The 13,890-nt window shown below is 67.1% G+C and carries 10 protein-coding genes and 1 pseudogene; 5 read left to right on the top strand and 6 right to left on the bottom strand.

Translation table 11 applies throughout. From position 1 onward, the window contains the following. Positions 1-22 precede the first annotated feature (22 nt). Positions 23-1,138, bottom strand: coding sequence for an efflux RND transporter periplasmic adaptor subunit (locus tag OJB03_RS13145; protein ID WP_263788201.1), 1,116 nt, complete (start codon positions 1,136-1,138; stop codon positions 23-25). A gap of 359 nt (positions 1,139-1,497) precedes the next feature. On the opposite strand from OJB03_RS13145, the gene OJB03_RS13140 reads away from it, so the two are divergent. The 4 genes from OJB03_RS13140 (at position 1,498) to OJB03_RS13125 (ending at position 5,328) form a co-directional block, all read left to right on the top strand. Further along, positions 1,498-2,880, top strand: coding sequence for a TIGR01777 family oxidoreductase (locus tag OJB03_RS13140; protein WP_263788200.1), 1,383 nt, complete (start codon positions 1,498-1,500; stop codon positions 2,878-2,880). Between the two features lie 452 nt (positions 2,881-3,332). Beyond that, the gene (locus tag OJB03_RS13135; protein WP_263788198.1) at positions 3,333-4,586 is read left to right on the top strand and encodes a protoporphyrinogen/coproporphyrinogen oxidase; all 1,254 of its coding nucleotides are present in this window, start codon (positions 3,333-3,335) and stop codon (positions 4,584-4,586) included. Positions 4,587-4,596: 10 nt separating this feature from the next. Continuing rightward, entirely contained in the window at positions 4,597-5,031 is a 435-nt protein-coding gene (locus OJB03_RS13130; RefSeq protein WP_263788196.1) for a hypothetical protein, read from the top strand. Between the two features lie 45 nt (positions 5,032-5,076). Further along, positions 5,077-5,328: a hypothetical protein gene (locus OJB03_RS13125; RefSeq protein ID WP_263788193.1), complete on the top strand. Its 252-nt coding sequence runs from the start codon at positions 5,077-5,079 to the stop codon at positions 5,326-5,328. 59 nt (positions 5,329-5,387) lie between these two features. On the opposite strand, the gene OJB03_RS13120 is transcribed toward OJB03_RS13125, so the two are convergent. The 5 genes from OJB03_RS13120 to OJB03_RS13100 all read right to left on the bottom strand — a co-directional run bounded on the left by OJB03_RS13120 (position 5,388) and on the right by OJB03_RS13100 (position 12,277). Next, complete coding sequence (locus OJB03_RS13120) at positions 5,388-7,955, bottom strand: ATP-dependent helicase (RefSeq protein WP_263788191.1); 2,568 nt, start codon at positions 7,953-7,955, stop codon at positions 5,388-5,390. Between the two features lie 96 nt (positions 7,956-8,051). Next, positions 8,052-9,605, bottom strand: coding sequence for an HAL/PAL/TAL family ammonia-lyase (locus OJB03_RS13115; protein ID WP_263788188.1), 1,554 nt, complete (start codon positions 9,603-9,605; stop codon positions 8,052-8,054). A 414-nt stretch (positions 9,606-10,019) separates the two neighbouring features. Continuing rightward, positions 10,020-10,532 (bottom strand): single-stranded DNA-binding protein, encoded by a 513-nt coding sequence (locus tag OJB03_RS13110; protein WP_263788186.1) that lies wholly within the window; start codon positions 10,530-10,532, stop codon positions 10,020-10,022. A gap of 170 nt (positions 10,533-10,702) precedes the next feature. After that, entirely contained in the window at positions 10,703-11,221 is a 519-nt protein-coding gene (locus OJB03_RS13105; protein ID WP_263788185.1) for a 3'-5' exonuclease, read from the bottom strand. 234 nt (positions 11,222-11,455) lie between these two features. Further along, positions 11,456-12,277: an uS10/mL48 family ribosomal protein gene (locus tag OJB03_RS13100; RefSeq protein ID WP_263788183.1), complete on the bottom strand. Its 822-nt coding sequence runs from the start codon at positions 12,275-12,277 to the stop codon at positions 11,456-11,458. Between the two features lie 681 nt (positions 12,278-12,958). On the opposite strand from OJB03_RS13100, the pseudogene OJB03_RS13095 reads away from it, so the two are divergent. After that, positions 12,959-13,890: pseudogene (locus tag OJB03_RS13095) on the top strand (methyl-accepting chemotaxis protein); the annotation flags it as partial.

The raw sequence follows: 13,890 nt of genomic DNA, 5'->3' as shown, positions 1-13,890 counted from the left end.
GTTGCCAGGGGGGCGCCCCGGGCTACTCCAGGGTTTCGATGCGGATGGGCAGGCCGGTGCGCAGGCTCTGAATGCCGGACGTGATGACCGTGTCTCGGAAGGAAAGGCCGTCGGTCACCTGTACGGTCGAGTCGGTGCGGACGCCGAGCGTGACGTTGCGGGGCTGGGCAGCGCCATTTTCGGCCACGAAGACGCGCTGGCCGTCGAGGGTGGGGATCACCGCAAACGACGGCACAATGATCGCGTCCGTCACCTGCCCGAGGGGAACGGTCACGTCGGCGAACATGCCGGGGCGGAGTGCGCCGTCGGGGTTGGGGGCACGGGCCCGCAGCTGGAGCGTGCGGGTGTCGGCATTGACCTGCGTGTTGCTGGCGTAGACGGTTCCCTCCAATGTCTGCTCCATGCCCCGCACGCTGAACGTGACGGACTGGCCCGGCTGTACGCGGGAGGCGTACTGCTCGGAGACCGAAAAGTCGAGCTTGATCGGATCGGTCCGCTGCAGGGTCGCGATCGTCGTCTGCGGCGACACATAAGCCCCCGTGCTCACCTCCCGCAACCCCACGACGCCACTGAAGGGCGCTCGAATCTTGGTCTTTTCGATGCGGGCCTCCATGAGATCCAGCTCCGACCGAAGCACCTCCACCTCGTTGACGGTGGCGTCGTACTCTTCTTGACTCACCCCGCCCTCGTCCAGCAGCTCCTTCTGGCGCTCCGCCCGATCGGTGGCGAGCGACAGGCGGTGCTCCAGTCGCTCCTTTTCGGCCTGCAGCTCCGCGTCGTTGATCTGCACAAGGAGTGCTCCTTCGTCTACGCGGTCGCCTTCCTCAAATCGGATGTCCGTAATCTTGCCTCCGGACTCCACGGTTAGCTCCACCGATTCGTCTGCGCGCAGGGCGCCGCTCGTGCGAACCCGCTCGGTCACGACGCCGGGCTGGAGCGTAGTCGCGTCCACCCGCGTCGGGGCCTCGTCTCCACCGCCGCCGTCGGACGACTCGGACCCGCTCATCTTGGGCAGCGCCAGTCCCACGACCACGAGCACAACCACCCCAAGTGCCACGAACCGCTTGGTTCGGGACGTCCATCCGGACTCGGGATCAGGATCCGGTGAGGAGCCAGAGGAGGAGGAAGCGTCGCTCATAGCGGGCAGAAATGATCCGGAGAGGCCCGCGTTGCCGCGGGCATCGGGGACACGATGGGACGAGAGACGAATAGGAGAAAAAGTCCTACCCGGCGAGCGGTTCTTGGTTCGACGGGCGATGTGCTTTGCGGACGAATCACGTCCTCGCGTTGCGAATCGCTCGGATTCCGGAATCGCCCACGGACGGAGCGGGGGGGCGCATCGATCGCACATGCATCAACCTCCAGTCTGAGCCGTGGTCACCTGACGCGATTCCCTCAGGAGACGCCCAGTCCCGCGGCGGCCTGAAACTGCCCCCGCCGTCCACGAGTCCGTTACATGCTTCCGTTTTTCTTCTTCGCCGACGCCGTTCCGCCGCGATGAACACATTTACCGCCTCCAGCTCGCTCGGCGTGTCCGCCGACGCCCTGTTCACCTGGCACAGCCGCCCAGGGGCCTTTGAGCGTCTGACGCCACCGTGGGCGCCGGTGCGGCTCGAATCGTTCGAGGGGATCGGGGAGGGCGACCGGGCTGTGCTGCGCATCGGCCCGGGCCCGCTGGCGGTGCGGTGGGTGGCCGAGCACCACGACGTGGAGCCCGGCCGGCAGTTCTGCGACCGGCAGGTGCAGGGCCCCTTCCCCCACTGGGAGCACACACACCGGTTTGAGCCCACCGCGGACGATGCGGCGCGCGCCACCCTAACGGACCGCGTCGAGTACGAGCCGCCGGGCGGGGCTCTAGGCCGACAGGCGGCCCCATGGCTGGAGGCCGAGCTGCGCCGTCAGTTTGCGTACCGCCACCGCATCACGCGCCGCGACCTGTCGCTGCACCGGCAGTACAATCCCGACGAGCAGTCCTTGACAATCGCCGTGAGCGGGGCATCCGGCCTCGTCGGCTCAAATTTGGGGCCCTTCCTCACCACGGGCGGCCACGCGGTGAAGCGCCTTACGCGCTCCGCCCCCACGGGCGCGGATGAGATCCTGTGGGACCCGCGCACCGACCGGGTGGAGACCGACAAGCTGGAGGGCGTGGATGCGGTGATTCACCTGGCGGGGGAGAACGTGTTCGGCCCTTGGACGCCCGCAAAGAAGCAGCGCATCTACTCCAGCCGGGCGGACGGGACTCGGCTGCTGGCCGAGGCGCTCGCCGGGCTCGACGATCCGCCCGACGTGCTCGTCTCCTCCTCCGCCGTCGGCTACTACGGCGACCACGGGACCGACCGCATCATCGAAGAGGATGAGGCGCGCGACGCGGGCTTTCTGAGCGAGGTGTGTGAGGCCTGGGAGGCAGCTACCGAACCCGCCGCGGCCGCCGGCATCCGCACCGTGCAGATGCGCACCGGGATCGTCCTGACCCCCGCCGGCGGAGCGCTTCGCCTCATGCTTCCGGCCTTCTGGCTCGGCCTCGGGGGACGGGTGGGGGCGCGCGACCAGTACTTTCCCTGGATCACGCTCGACGACGTGATTGGCGGGATCTACCACGCCCTCTGGACGGACGCCCTGGAGGGCCCGGTCAACCTGACCGCCCCGTCCCCGGTCACGATGGAGGCGTACACGAACACTCTGGCCGACGTCCTGCGTCGCCCGGCATTCCTGAACGTCCCGTCGTCCGTCGTGCGCACCGTCGGCGGCGAGATGGCGGACGAAATGCTCCTCACCAGTACCCGCGCCGTGCCGCAGCGCCTGCAGGACACCGGCTACGACTTCGGAGCGTCGGCGCTGGAGGGCGGCCTGCGCCACGTGCTGGGGCGGACTGATCCGTGATTCGCGGGGCGTAACTGCGCGGATGTCGTCCTCCGGCAGGGCGTCCTCCTCCCGGTGCGCAGTCGTCTCGCGGACCGTCTCGTGGGTCAGATCAACGCTCTGCCCCCGTGCACGCCGCCCCTGTCTTCGATCCGGAAGCGCTCTTTGCTCCACGGTGCTGACGCCGCAATGCGCCTCCCCGTCGGCTAGCGCATCCCGCCTGGGCCCGCAGATCGGTCGGCAGGGTCGGGGCCTCACAGAGTGCCCAGATTCGGGTGTCAAAGTCGGCGTGGGGGGACTCGATCTGGACCGCAGCGTCGGGACGGGCGGCGGGTGTGGAGGACGAGAGCCCGTTCGACGAAATGTAGGAAGACGATGTGGATCGTCGCGTTGGCTCGGGATCTTGCTCGAACGGACGGGCCGGTGGGACGTTGCTTGTTCTCCATGTTCACCTCATGCACCCTTGCTCCCTCATGGCGACCCCCGACGTTCTCGTGATTGGGGCCGGGCTGGCCGGCTTGAACTGTGCGCGCCACCTCCACGAGCGCGGCCTCAACGTGCAGATGATAGAGGCCACGGACCGGGTGGGTGGGCGTGTCCGGACCGATACGGTCGACGGCTTTCGGCTCGACCGGGGCTTTCAGGTGCTCCTCACGGCCTACCCTGAGACGCAGCGCGAACTGGACTACGACGCGCTCGACCTCCACCCCTTCCACGACGGCGCCCTGGTGCGCTACAACGGCCGCTTCCAGCGCGTCGCGGATCCCCGACGACACCCGTGGGACGCCCCGCGCACCGTCTTAGCGCGCATCGGCACGCTGGCCGATAAGCTGCGGGTGCTGCGCCTGCGCCAGGCCCTCGCCGGCCGGTCGATCCCGGAGATCATGGAGCAGCCGGAGCGCCCCACAATTGACGTCCTTCGGGAGCGCTGGGGCTTCTCCTCCATCATGATCGACCGCTTCTTCCGGCCTTTTCTCGGTGGCATCTTCTTCGATCGGGCCCTGCAGGCGTCAAGCCGTATGTTCGAGTTCGTCTTCAAGATGTTCGCGGAGGGCCGGACGGTACTGCCCGCCGGCGGCATCGACCAGATTCCAGCACAGATGCGCCGCGACCTGCCAGACGAGGCCGTTCGCCTGAACACACGCGTCGAGGCAATCGACGAGCAGACCGTGACGCTCGCAACCGGCGATGCCGTGGAGGCGCCCCACGTGGTGGTCGCGACGGAGGCGCCGGAGGCGAATCGGCTCGTGGGCGACGTGTCTCCAACCGAGGGCCGGTCGACCGTCTGTCTCTACTACAATGCTCCTCAGTCTCCACTCGACGATCCGTTTCTCGCCCTCAACGGCGAGGGCGTCGGTCCCATCAACAACCTCGCGGTGCCGTCGGACGTGGCCCCCGGTTACGCGCCGGACGACCGTGCCCTCGTATCCGTCGTGGTGGTGGGCACGCCCGCAGAGGACGAGGCGGCCCTCCAGCGGTCGGTGCGGGCCCAGCTGATCGACTGGTTTGGGCTGGAGGCGGGCGGCTGGACCCATCTCCAAACGCAGCACCTTCCCTACGCCCTTCCCGAGCAGGCCCCGCCGTTCCTCTCCCCCCACGAGCGGTCGGTACGCCGACGTCCCGGGCTGTATATGTGCGGCGACCATCGCCGCACCGCGTCGCTGAACGGCGCCCTCGCCGCGGGCCGGGCCGCCGCCGACGCCGTCTGGACGGACCACATGGACTGAGCCCCCTGTCATGATCCTCCTTCCCCTCCACGCCGCGGCCACCCTGGTCATGTTCGGGGTGATCCTCATTGTTCAGCGCGTTCACTACCCCCTCTTCCGCTACGTCCGGGCGGCCGACTACGAAGAGTTTCAGGCGGCCCACATGCGGCGCATCACCTGGATCGTGGGCCCGGCCATGGCGGTGGAGCTTGCCACGGCGGGGTGGATCGCCTGGGCCCCGCCGCCGGGCCTGCCTTCGTGGATGGGCTGGACGGGCCTGGCGCTCGTGCTCGTCATCTGGGCCACCACGGGGCTCGTGCAGGTGCCCCTCCACGCACGGCTTACACGGGGCTTCGACGCCACGGCCCACCGCCGCCTCGTCGCGACCAACTGGCTCCGCACGGCCGCCTGGGCGCTCCGGGCGGGACTCGTGTGCTGGATGACCGGTCGGGGCCTGGGGGCCTAAGGGCCATCGCCTCCTCCGCCAAACAAAACGCTACTCTCAGCAGGCATGCAGACAGATAGCAAATGGTCGTTCATCCTCATCCGGGGTGTCCTCTTCTGGGGCTACCCGACGGGCCTGATCGCGAAATCGATTGAGCTCTGGCCCCCTGGGTTGCATCTTCCGCGGTTCGGGTCGTTGACCGAGGTGGTCATTTTTATGGCGATCTGGACCGTCGGGGGTGCTGCGTTCGGCAGGTGGATGTGGGGCAAGCGCTCCACGACGGACCGGCCCCGCGAGGATGCGACCGGAACCTCCTGACGCCGGGCTGTTCTCGACGGAACCGGGCGCTGTCCACATCCGGGAAGCCCAGATGCCCGTCATTCCACCACGGTGCCCTCTTCGCCGTCATCGTTCGGGGCGCCGTGAGGCCTTTTGTCGGAGGCGTTGGCGGCATCGGCCGCGTCGTGGCCCCGCCCGAGGGCGTCCTCCACCACCTCACGACCGTCCTCGAACGCCGCCCGCAGCTGTTGGACTGTCGCCTCGTCTGCCGGCGCCTCCGTGGAGGCATCGGTGTCGCCTGCCGTCGTCTGTCCGTCGTGCCCGTTCAGCTCAGGGGAATCGCTCCCGTCTTTCTCGGGGGCATCGGCATCGTGCGCCTCGTCCGCCTGGGCACCGGGTTGGCGGGCGTACGCTGCGATCTCGGCGTCCGCCGCCTCTCGGAGTGTGTCCTCACGATCGAGGTGGGATGCCAGGGCGCGCCGCTGCTCGTCTGTGGGGGCCCACCACGTCTTCAGGTAGCGGCGGAGCTGCAATGCCCCGGCCCCAATGCAGAGCCAGGCCACGTCCGCGGCCGCCCAGTCGTCGGCCGGCCGGTGGGGCACCTGCCGCACGCGGTCGCACAGGGCGAGACGGTGCTCGGCGTCGGCCTCCGCCAGGAAGGGCGACGGCGGCTCGGTGCGGTCGTAGGACAGGTGCAGTTGCTCCTGTGCCCGCGTGAGGGCAACGTAGAACAGGCGACGCTCTTCCTCTCGGCGGGCGGGCGGGGCCTCGTCCTGGTCGGCGTCCTCGGACGTGGAGTCGCCGGACGCCCCCGTCGAATTCCCCTCGTCGGGGAGAGCCGTTTGGCTGTCGCTCCGCGACGTGGGAATCGTGCCGTCGTTGCAGCCCGGCACGAACACGACGGGCCACTCCCGACCCTTGGCCCGGTGGATGCTCCGTATTTCCAGTACGTCCGCCTGGGACTCGCGCTCAGGGCGGTCGACGGAAATCTCTTTGATCCGACGGAGGACCGACGCGACGTCGGGATGCCCCCGCGCAAAGTCGACGAGCGACCGGGCCGTCCGGATGCGCCGGTCGGCCAGCTCCTCGAAGGCGCTGTAGCGCCGGAGGTAGTCCTCGTAGCCGAGGGCCTTGATGAGCCAGTCGACGGTCCTGTGGGCCGGCTCGTCGAGCCGGTCCACGAGCTGATCCGCCATGTCCAGGAAGCGCTCCACCCGCTCGGCGGTCCGGTCGTGCATCGCGCCCGTCGAGGCGGCCAGGAGGTCTGTAATCGACGTCTCCTCCCCGACCGCCTCCCGGCAGAGGCGTGTGATGAGGTCTGTGCTAACGTACCGGTTCGGCTCCCGCATGAGCTTCTGGAACCGGTCGACGTAGCGCTGCGCGTTGCGACGGTGGTCGAACCAGTCCTCTTCGCGGACCGTCGCCTCAAGGGTGCCCCAGAACAGGTGCCGGAGCAGCACCTGGACCGGCCGGCGGCGGTAGAAGGGCACGTTCCCCACGATCCGGTAGGGCAGGTCGCGGTCGATGAAGACCTGCTCGAGGGACGGCGTCTGGGCGTACTGCCGGACGAGCACCACCATCTCAGACAGGGTGCGCCCCTTGTCGACCTGAGACGCGATGGCGCCGGCCACCCGATTGGCCTCGGCGTCGGTCCCGTCGGCGGCGTTGATCTGCGTGCTTCCACCGAAGCCACGGGTTAGATTGAGATGCTTCTCGCGCCGGTGGTCGTTGTGGGCGATGACCGCGTTGGCGAGGACGGTATGGGGCGCCTGCGACCGAAACGTATCCCGGATGAGGTACTCGTCGGCGTCGTACTCCTCCTGAAACTCCAGAATGAACGACGGGTCCGCCCCGCGCCACTCATAGATGCACTGGTCGTCGTCCCCCACGGCCATGTAGTTGCGGTGCGGCTCGGTGAGCACGTCGAGCATCTGATACTGGACGCGGCTGATGTCCTGGAATTCGTCGATCAGGACGTGCTCGTACGCCTGCTGCGCCCGCGCCCGCAGGTCGTCGAACCGAAGGAGGGCCTCCCACCCCTCCAGCAGCATGTCGTCGAACGTGACCCATCCCTCTCGCATCCGCTCCTCTTCGTAGTACCGGTAGAGGGTGACAAAGTCCTCGTTGTCGTGCTCGGCCTGGCGGGCCTCTTCGCGTGCCGCCGGCGGAAGGGCCGCCGCTTCAAGGTCGGGGTAGCAAAGCTGCGCCTTCCAGGCACTGACCTGGTCCTCCAGCTCGCCGCGATCGATGTCCAGCTCGTGGTCGTCAACGTCCCGCTCGCGGGCGAGCCGCGTGAGGGCACGGCCGGCCAGGACCGGGCCGAGACGGGATGGGTTGAGGTCTTCGTCCCCGAGGCGGCGCGACCAGTGGTGCTCCGCCTCGGCCCACTTCAAGAACTGTCGGCCCAGTGAGTGAAGCGTGCGACAGTTCACGCCCGGCAGCCCAAGCTCCGTCAGTCCCTTCTCTAGATCCTGGGCCGTGGCCCGGCTGAACGAGCTGGCCAGAATGTCGGCCGGGGCCACGCCCCCCTGCGTCACGAGGCGCGCAATGCGGTGGACCAGCGACGTGGTCTTTCCCGCCCCCGCCACGGCGAACACGAGGGCCGGCCCCCGGCCGTGCTGGACGATCCGGGCCTGCTCGTCGGTAAGTTGATCGCGGGCAATCATTGGAGGGGTACCGGTTCGGCTCGGCCGTTGGGAAGCGGCGGTGTGGGGCACAGGGAACGTGTCCCCACATCGTCCGCCACAACGTGTGGAAGAAGACTACGAAGGAGAAGGCACCACCCAGCGGTCGGTCAGATCCTCAATCTCGGCCCGGAGGGCCCGGTCTTCACGAATGGGATCGACCGCCGGCATCCACCCAGGCAGGTCGGGCGCCGGCCCGTCCGCACGCCCCTCCGCCCGGAGATGGATCAGCTGCCCCAGGGCCAACCCCAGGATCGACAGGATCGTGGCGAGATGGCGCGTCTGCCCGTGTGCTCGCCGGGCCGCAAGGGCGCCCATGGAGACGACGTCCTGGTTGTCTCCGTTGGTTGGGATCGAGGACGTGGCCGCCATCTGTGCATCGTTGCGCATCTCGGCCACCAGGGCCGTCGCGGTAAGCTGAGCACCGCCGAACCCGCTGTTGGGGCCCGGCTCCCAGGCCAGCAGCGGCGGGGCCCCTCCGTTCTGGTCCGGAGAGAGGAGGACGTCCAGTTGGCGTTCGGCCAGCACGCCCGCCTGGGTGAGGGCCTCGTTCAGGGCGTCGGCGGCGAACGCGATCTGTTGGCCCTGGAAGTTTCCCCCGTGGAGCACGTCCGCCCCGTCCGTGTCGAACACCGGATTGTCCGTGGCCCCGTTCAGCTCCACCTCGGCGAGATCACGGGCGTGCCGGAGCTGTTCGCGGACCGCCCCAAGGATCTGGGGGGCACACCGGAGTGAATACACTTCCTGGAGGGGGCGCTCCGCGGAGGGACGCGCTCCTTCCCGCGTCGCCACGTCCCGAATCGCAGCGGCACTCTGGATTTGCCCAGAGTGGCCGCGGGCCCGATGTAGGCCCTCGCCCAACGCCTCCCGCGAGCATCCCAGGAGCCGGTAGATCAGGCCCGTAAGCGCCTCGGCTCGCTCCAGCAGACGCCGGCCGCGAGCCACGGCGAGCGCCGCGTAGGCCGTCATGAAGGCCGTGCCGTTGACCAGTCCCAGGGCGTCGCGGCGCCCCAGGCGCACCGGGGCGCGCCCGATCGCCTCCAGGGCCTCAGCGGCGTCCCGAAGCTCGCCGTCGCTCGTCACTACGGACCCCTCTCCGGTGCAGGCGCGGGCAATGTGGGCGAGCGGAGTGAGGTCGCCGCTTGCCCCGAGGGACCCAATTTCGGGGACCGCCGGGATCAGCCCGGACTCAAAGACCTCCGCCACCGCGTCCACGAGGGCGGGCCGCACGGCCGAATGCCCCTGCGCCAGGGTCTGCAGCCGCACGATCATCGTACCGCGGACGAGCGGCGGAGGCGCGAACGACCCGGCTCCCGCACCGAGATGGGCGATCAATTTACGGCCACGGTCGTCTCTGAAGGAAGCCTCGGAGCCTGAGGACGACTCTTCCTCAGGGCCCACCTCCTCGTCCACGAGCGGCCCGAGGCCAGTCGTCACACCGTAGACGGGGCGTCCGGCCTCCCGAGCACGCTCCAGGGCCGCACGCGAGGACGCAAGGGCCGCCTCGGCCGCGCTGGTCGTCCGGAGCCTCGTGTGTTCGTCCCGGGACGCCGTCTCAACGTCTTCACAGGAGAGCGTGACGTCGGGGCCGATCCGCAATGCAGGCGTGTCCGGCGCGGAGGAGGTGGACATGGGCTGGCGTCGACTGGGAGGGACTCTGATGGCAAGAAGCACCGAGCGATACGGCTGGGTGGATGCGCCCGGCCAGAACAGGACCAGGACGGGAGACACGCCGATCTTGCAAAGCACACCGCTACGCTGACCGAGGATCCAAGCCCCCCTGCCTCATCGCATGGGACAGATCTGTTGCCGGCTCCTAAGGGATTCACCGACGAGAAGTGGCCTCCTTCAGCAGGGCCGCTTGTCGCTTTCAGGAAACCGCACTCAGCGTCCAGGGGCAGGACGCCTGCGTCAGGGTGCGCACACCGACGACTTATCGGTGGGGCCGATCGGTTCGGCGGTCTTGCTGCCGTCGCCCAAACACTCGCTGAAGAAGCAACTGCGTCCCTCCGTGTCGGCTACGCGTCATCAGACCGGTTTCCCCGCCTAGAAGGGGAGGTCATCGTCGGGCTCGAAGGTCTCGTCTCCACCCGGCTGCCCGTCTCCGCCGGACTGGCTCGGCGGCCCTCCGCCCGAAGATCCCCCTTGTCCACCGGAGCGTCGCTGACTGGGGGCAGGACTCTGGCCCTGCGCCGGCTGTCCGCCTCCCGGAACGGCCCCGTCTGGCCCCTCCCCGAGAAATGTGGCCTCCAGGGCTTTCACTTCCGTTGAGTAGCGGGTGTTGCCGTCCTGATCCTCCCACTGATTGGTCTCGATCTTCCCCTCGAAATACACCTGCGACCCTCGCTCGAGGTACTCGTTGCACACCTCTCCCAGACGGCCCCAGGCGACCACGTCGTGCCACTCGGTCTGCTGGACTTCCTCTCCGTCGTTGTTGGTGTAGGACTCATTGGTAGCAAGGCTCATGTTGCAGACGGCCGTTCCGCTGCCGGTGTACCGGAGCTCTGGATCGTCGCCGAGGTTGCCGATCAGAACGACTTTGTTTACGCTTCGAGCCATGGCGTTCAGTGGAGTTGTTAGGAGCAGTGTCGAATTCGCGGGGGCGTCCGGTCCGAATCGTCGCTGGGGCGTGGGGGCATGCCCCGGTGTGTGATCGTTTAAACGATTGAGGCCGCTCTGGTTGCGGAGCCCGTTTTGAACCGCGCCGTCTGGTTGGCCACGAGCCGCTCTCAGCTAGCGGCAGGGCGGCGGATGCGCGTCCACACCCGACGTGCAAGTTTGGCGTCGTAGAGGGCCCGGTGGTGATGCCCCTCTGTGGGAATTGCCACGTCCAGGCGCTTCGCAGCGTCGGTGAGCGCGACCCGTTCCGCGTCACCGAGGACACGGGTCGCCTCGGGTTGCAGGTCCCTCCACGTATTATTTTGAATCCGGCCGTGGGTGTCGGGACGCTCGGCCAAGGCTGCGGTCTGCAAGAGCATCCGCCGGTCGTAGGTTGGCCCAAAGGTCCACACGCACTCGGCATCGGCTAGGACCGTGTCCAACCGGTCGGCAACTGTCGGGAACGAGGGGGCCTCCGCCAGCTCTTCGTCCGTGATGCCGTGCACCCGGCGGGCGCCGTTGGTCACGGGGGCGAGGGGGGCCACCAAGGTGTGCACCAGCACTTCCCCTTGAGCCGTGACGACCCCGAGTTCGATCACGGCGTCCTGGGAGCCCGAACCGGTGGTCTCCGTGTCGAGAAAAACGTCCATTTTTGGGCAGTGAGTGGATTGAGCAGCGCTCTTTTAGTGGAGGACCCCGTCGGCAGACGGTGTCCCCACAGTACGTGCTTCCCGGGACTGCACCCCGCCGGCTTCGGCCGTGGTCCATGTGCCCAGGAGGAATCGACGGGTTCCCGCGGAGCTTCATGCTCCGCGACAGTTGCTTTTGAATCAACTTTTCGGGGATCAGAAGTGTTGGGGGCAAAAGCGATCGTTCCCCGCAGGTCAACTTTTGGCTTGTCGGACGGTGACATCCACGGCCTCCGGCAGCTGCACTTGGCCGAGCTGAGCGACCAGCTTGGGGCCCGCCTCCCACATCTCAATTGCCCGGTGGTGAATGTGCTGAGTGAAGGGCTCATCGCTGCTCGACTGTCCATTCGTCTCCCCTTGGCGTTCGTCCACGGAGGTTTTCTTGCCGACCGGGAGGGGCACCGCGACCGGCGGTCGGGGCTGACGGTCGGACACGAACTGGGTAATCTGACGGACGGCCCGGTCTACCATCTGGTGATCCGTGCTCGAAAGACGTATTTGGAGCACCGGTGGGTTCTTTCGTCCCTTTGGGGGAATCGAGTCCGGAATTGAGGAGGGCGCGAGGTTGATCAGGCGGCCCTGCCCCTGGTATCCGCCGGCTCGAAGATCGCTCTCGAGCTTTAGGAGGGCCCGGTCTCGCTCGTCGTGCTGCTGGTGCCAGCAGTCATGGGTCGGCCACGGCCAGCTCAGGTCCTCAAAGAGTGTGAAGGCGCCGCTGCCGTCGGTGTGCAGGTACACCTCCTCCGAACACCACCAGCAGTCGAGCCTGCAGGTAAGGGAGTGGTTCAGGTCCTGGAGGCTCCAGTTCTGAGTGATCTTGGGGACGGACCCGCACTCGTGTGGGCGCTCGGAAGAACCCTCCTCTGCTCCCGGCTCCAGAGAGCGCCAGGTCCCATCGTCGGAGCGGGCCATCCGGACCAGTTGTCCACACCGGCTACACGTCTTGAGGTACGACAGCCCTTCCGCATCGGCGGAACTGGGGACGTCTCGGGAAGGGGGCGGGGAAGAATTGGGCATACAAGAAATCAGTCTGTGGGGTGGGACCCTGTGGGAAAATACCAGTGCCTCCGTATCGCCCTTTCTGGGGAGGGAGGCGATTTCGCAGGCCGGGCATTGTTCGATAATGGGGACCATAAACGGGGCCGGGCGGGCTAGGGTCTCCACGCCACGCGTCTGTTTCGGAGTTTTTCACGTCCCCTGACGGGATGGCGCCTCCGACACTCCCACTCTCTACGGGGTTTTTCCTTCAGCCCGCGCATGCGGCCCCACCACATCCTGGCCCAGTGGAGAGCAGATGAGCGTGAAGAACGTTTCTGGATGGCATTGACGATGTGTCCCGAACCACCGGGCACCCTGCAAGGCAAGGCCGGGCGTCCGCCTCTGTGTCAGGAACAGTTCGTCTAGAACGACACCACGAAAAGGTGAGGGGCCGCTGGTCAAGGGTTTTCGTCACCGGATCGTGTGGGCGTTGTCCAGATCACGATCGGTGGTTCTCTTGCGGTCTTCTGTTAGATCCTGTGCGAAAGGTCTTTCCGTAAGGGGAGCCACAGGCTTAGTCCCTTCACAATTTCTGTAGGTTTAAAACCCAAACGTAGCGCTCCGATGACTACATGTGAAAAAGTAGAACTCTCGTTGGTTCGTCTACGCCAGCCGCTTAGGCGACACTCATTTTGATCTCACCGACTCCGCTCAGTTCTCATGAAGCTTTCCAAGATCACGCGTCTGGCCGCGGTCACGCTCACGGTGCTTCTGCTCATTCTTGGCGTGGGGCTGTACTTCAACGCCCGCTCCGCCGATGCTCTGAAATCATCGTACGAACGGCAGTACGCCTTCGAGGACCTCGGCCAGCAGGTCGCGAATGCCTCTGACTACCTGACCCGTCAGGCCCGCCTGTTTGCGGTCACCGGCGATGAAGAGCACCTCGACAAGTACTGGACGGAGGTCCAGAAGACGCAGCGCCGCAAGATGGCCGTTAATGAGTTGGAGCTGAAGGGCGCATCCGAAAAGGCGCTCCAGTTCTTGAAGGAGGCCAAGAAAGAGTCCGACGCCCTCGTAAGTACCGAGGTGCGAGCGATGCGCCTCGTGCTGGAGGCCAACGGCGTGTCGGAGGCAGAGATGCCCAGTGCGGTGGCGAAGGCAAAGCTGAGCGAGGCAGATCAGGCTCTGGCCGCCGAAGAGAAACGCGAAAAGGCCCAAGACCTGATGTTTGGGGAGGAGTATGCGGCGGCAAAAGAGAGGATTGTGGCACCGACTCAGCAGTTTCGCCGAACCATCGAGGAGCAGGCCGCTCAGAAGGTCGCGTCAAATCAACGTTGGTCGGCGACCGTCCGGTGGACAATGGTCGGCATCTTCGTCCTCCTTGCAGCGGTGGTGGGAGCGGTCCTCTACGTCATGCGCACCCGGGTCACCACCCCCCTCCGGTCCTTCGCCCAGCAGCTTGGCAGCAGGGAAGAGGAGAACGTAACCGTCTCCGTCGAGGGCGCCCACGAGATTACCGCCGTGGCCGAGGCGTTCAACCAGCAGCAGCGCCAGATCGCCGACGCCATGGAGGCCCTCGAGGAGGAGAAGGCCTCCGTCGAGCGCCGCGTCGAGGAGGCCGTCGAGGAGTCCGAGCGCCAGAAGGAGCGCCT

The sequence above is a fragment of the Salinibacter grassmerensis genome (assembly GCF_947077765.1).
Taxonomy (GTDB): Bacteria; Bacteroidota; Rhodothermia; order Rhodothermales; family Salinibacteraceae; genus Salinibacter; species Salinibacter grassmerensis.
Note: the sequence above shows the minus strand (reverse complement) of the source record. Positions and strands in the feature narration are given on the sequence as shown.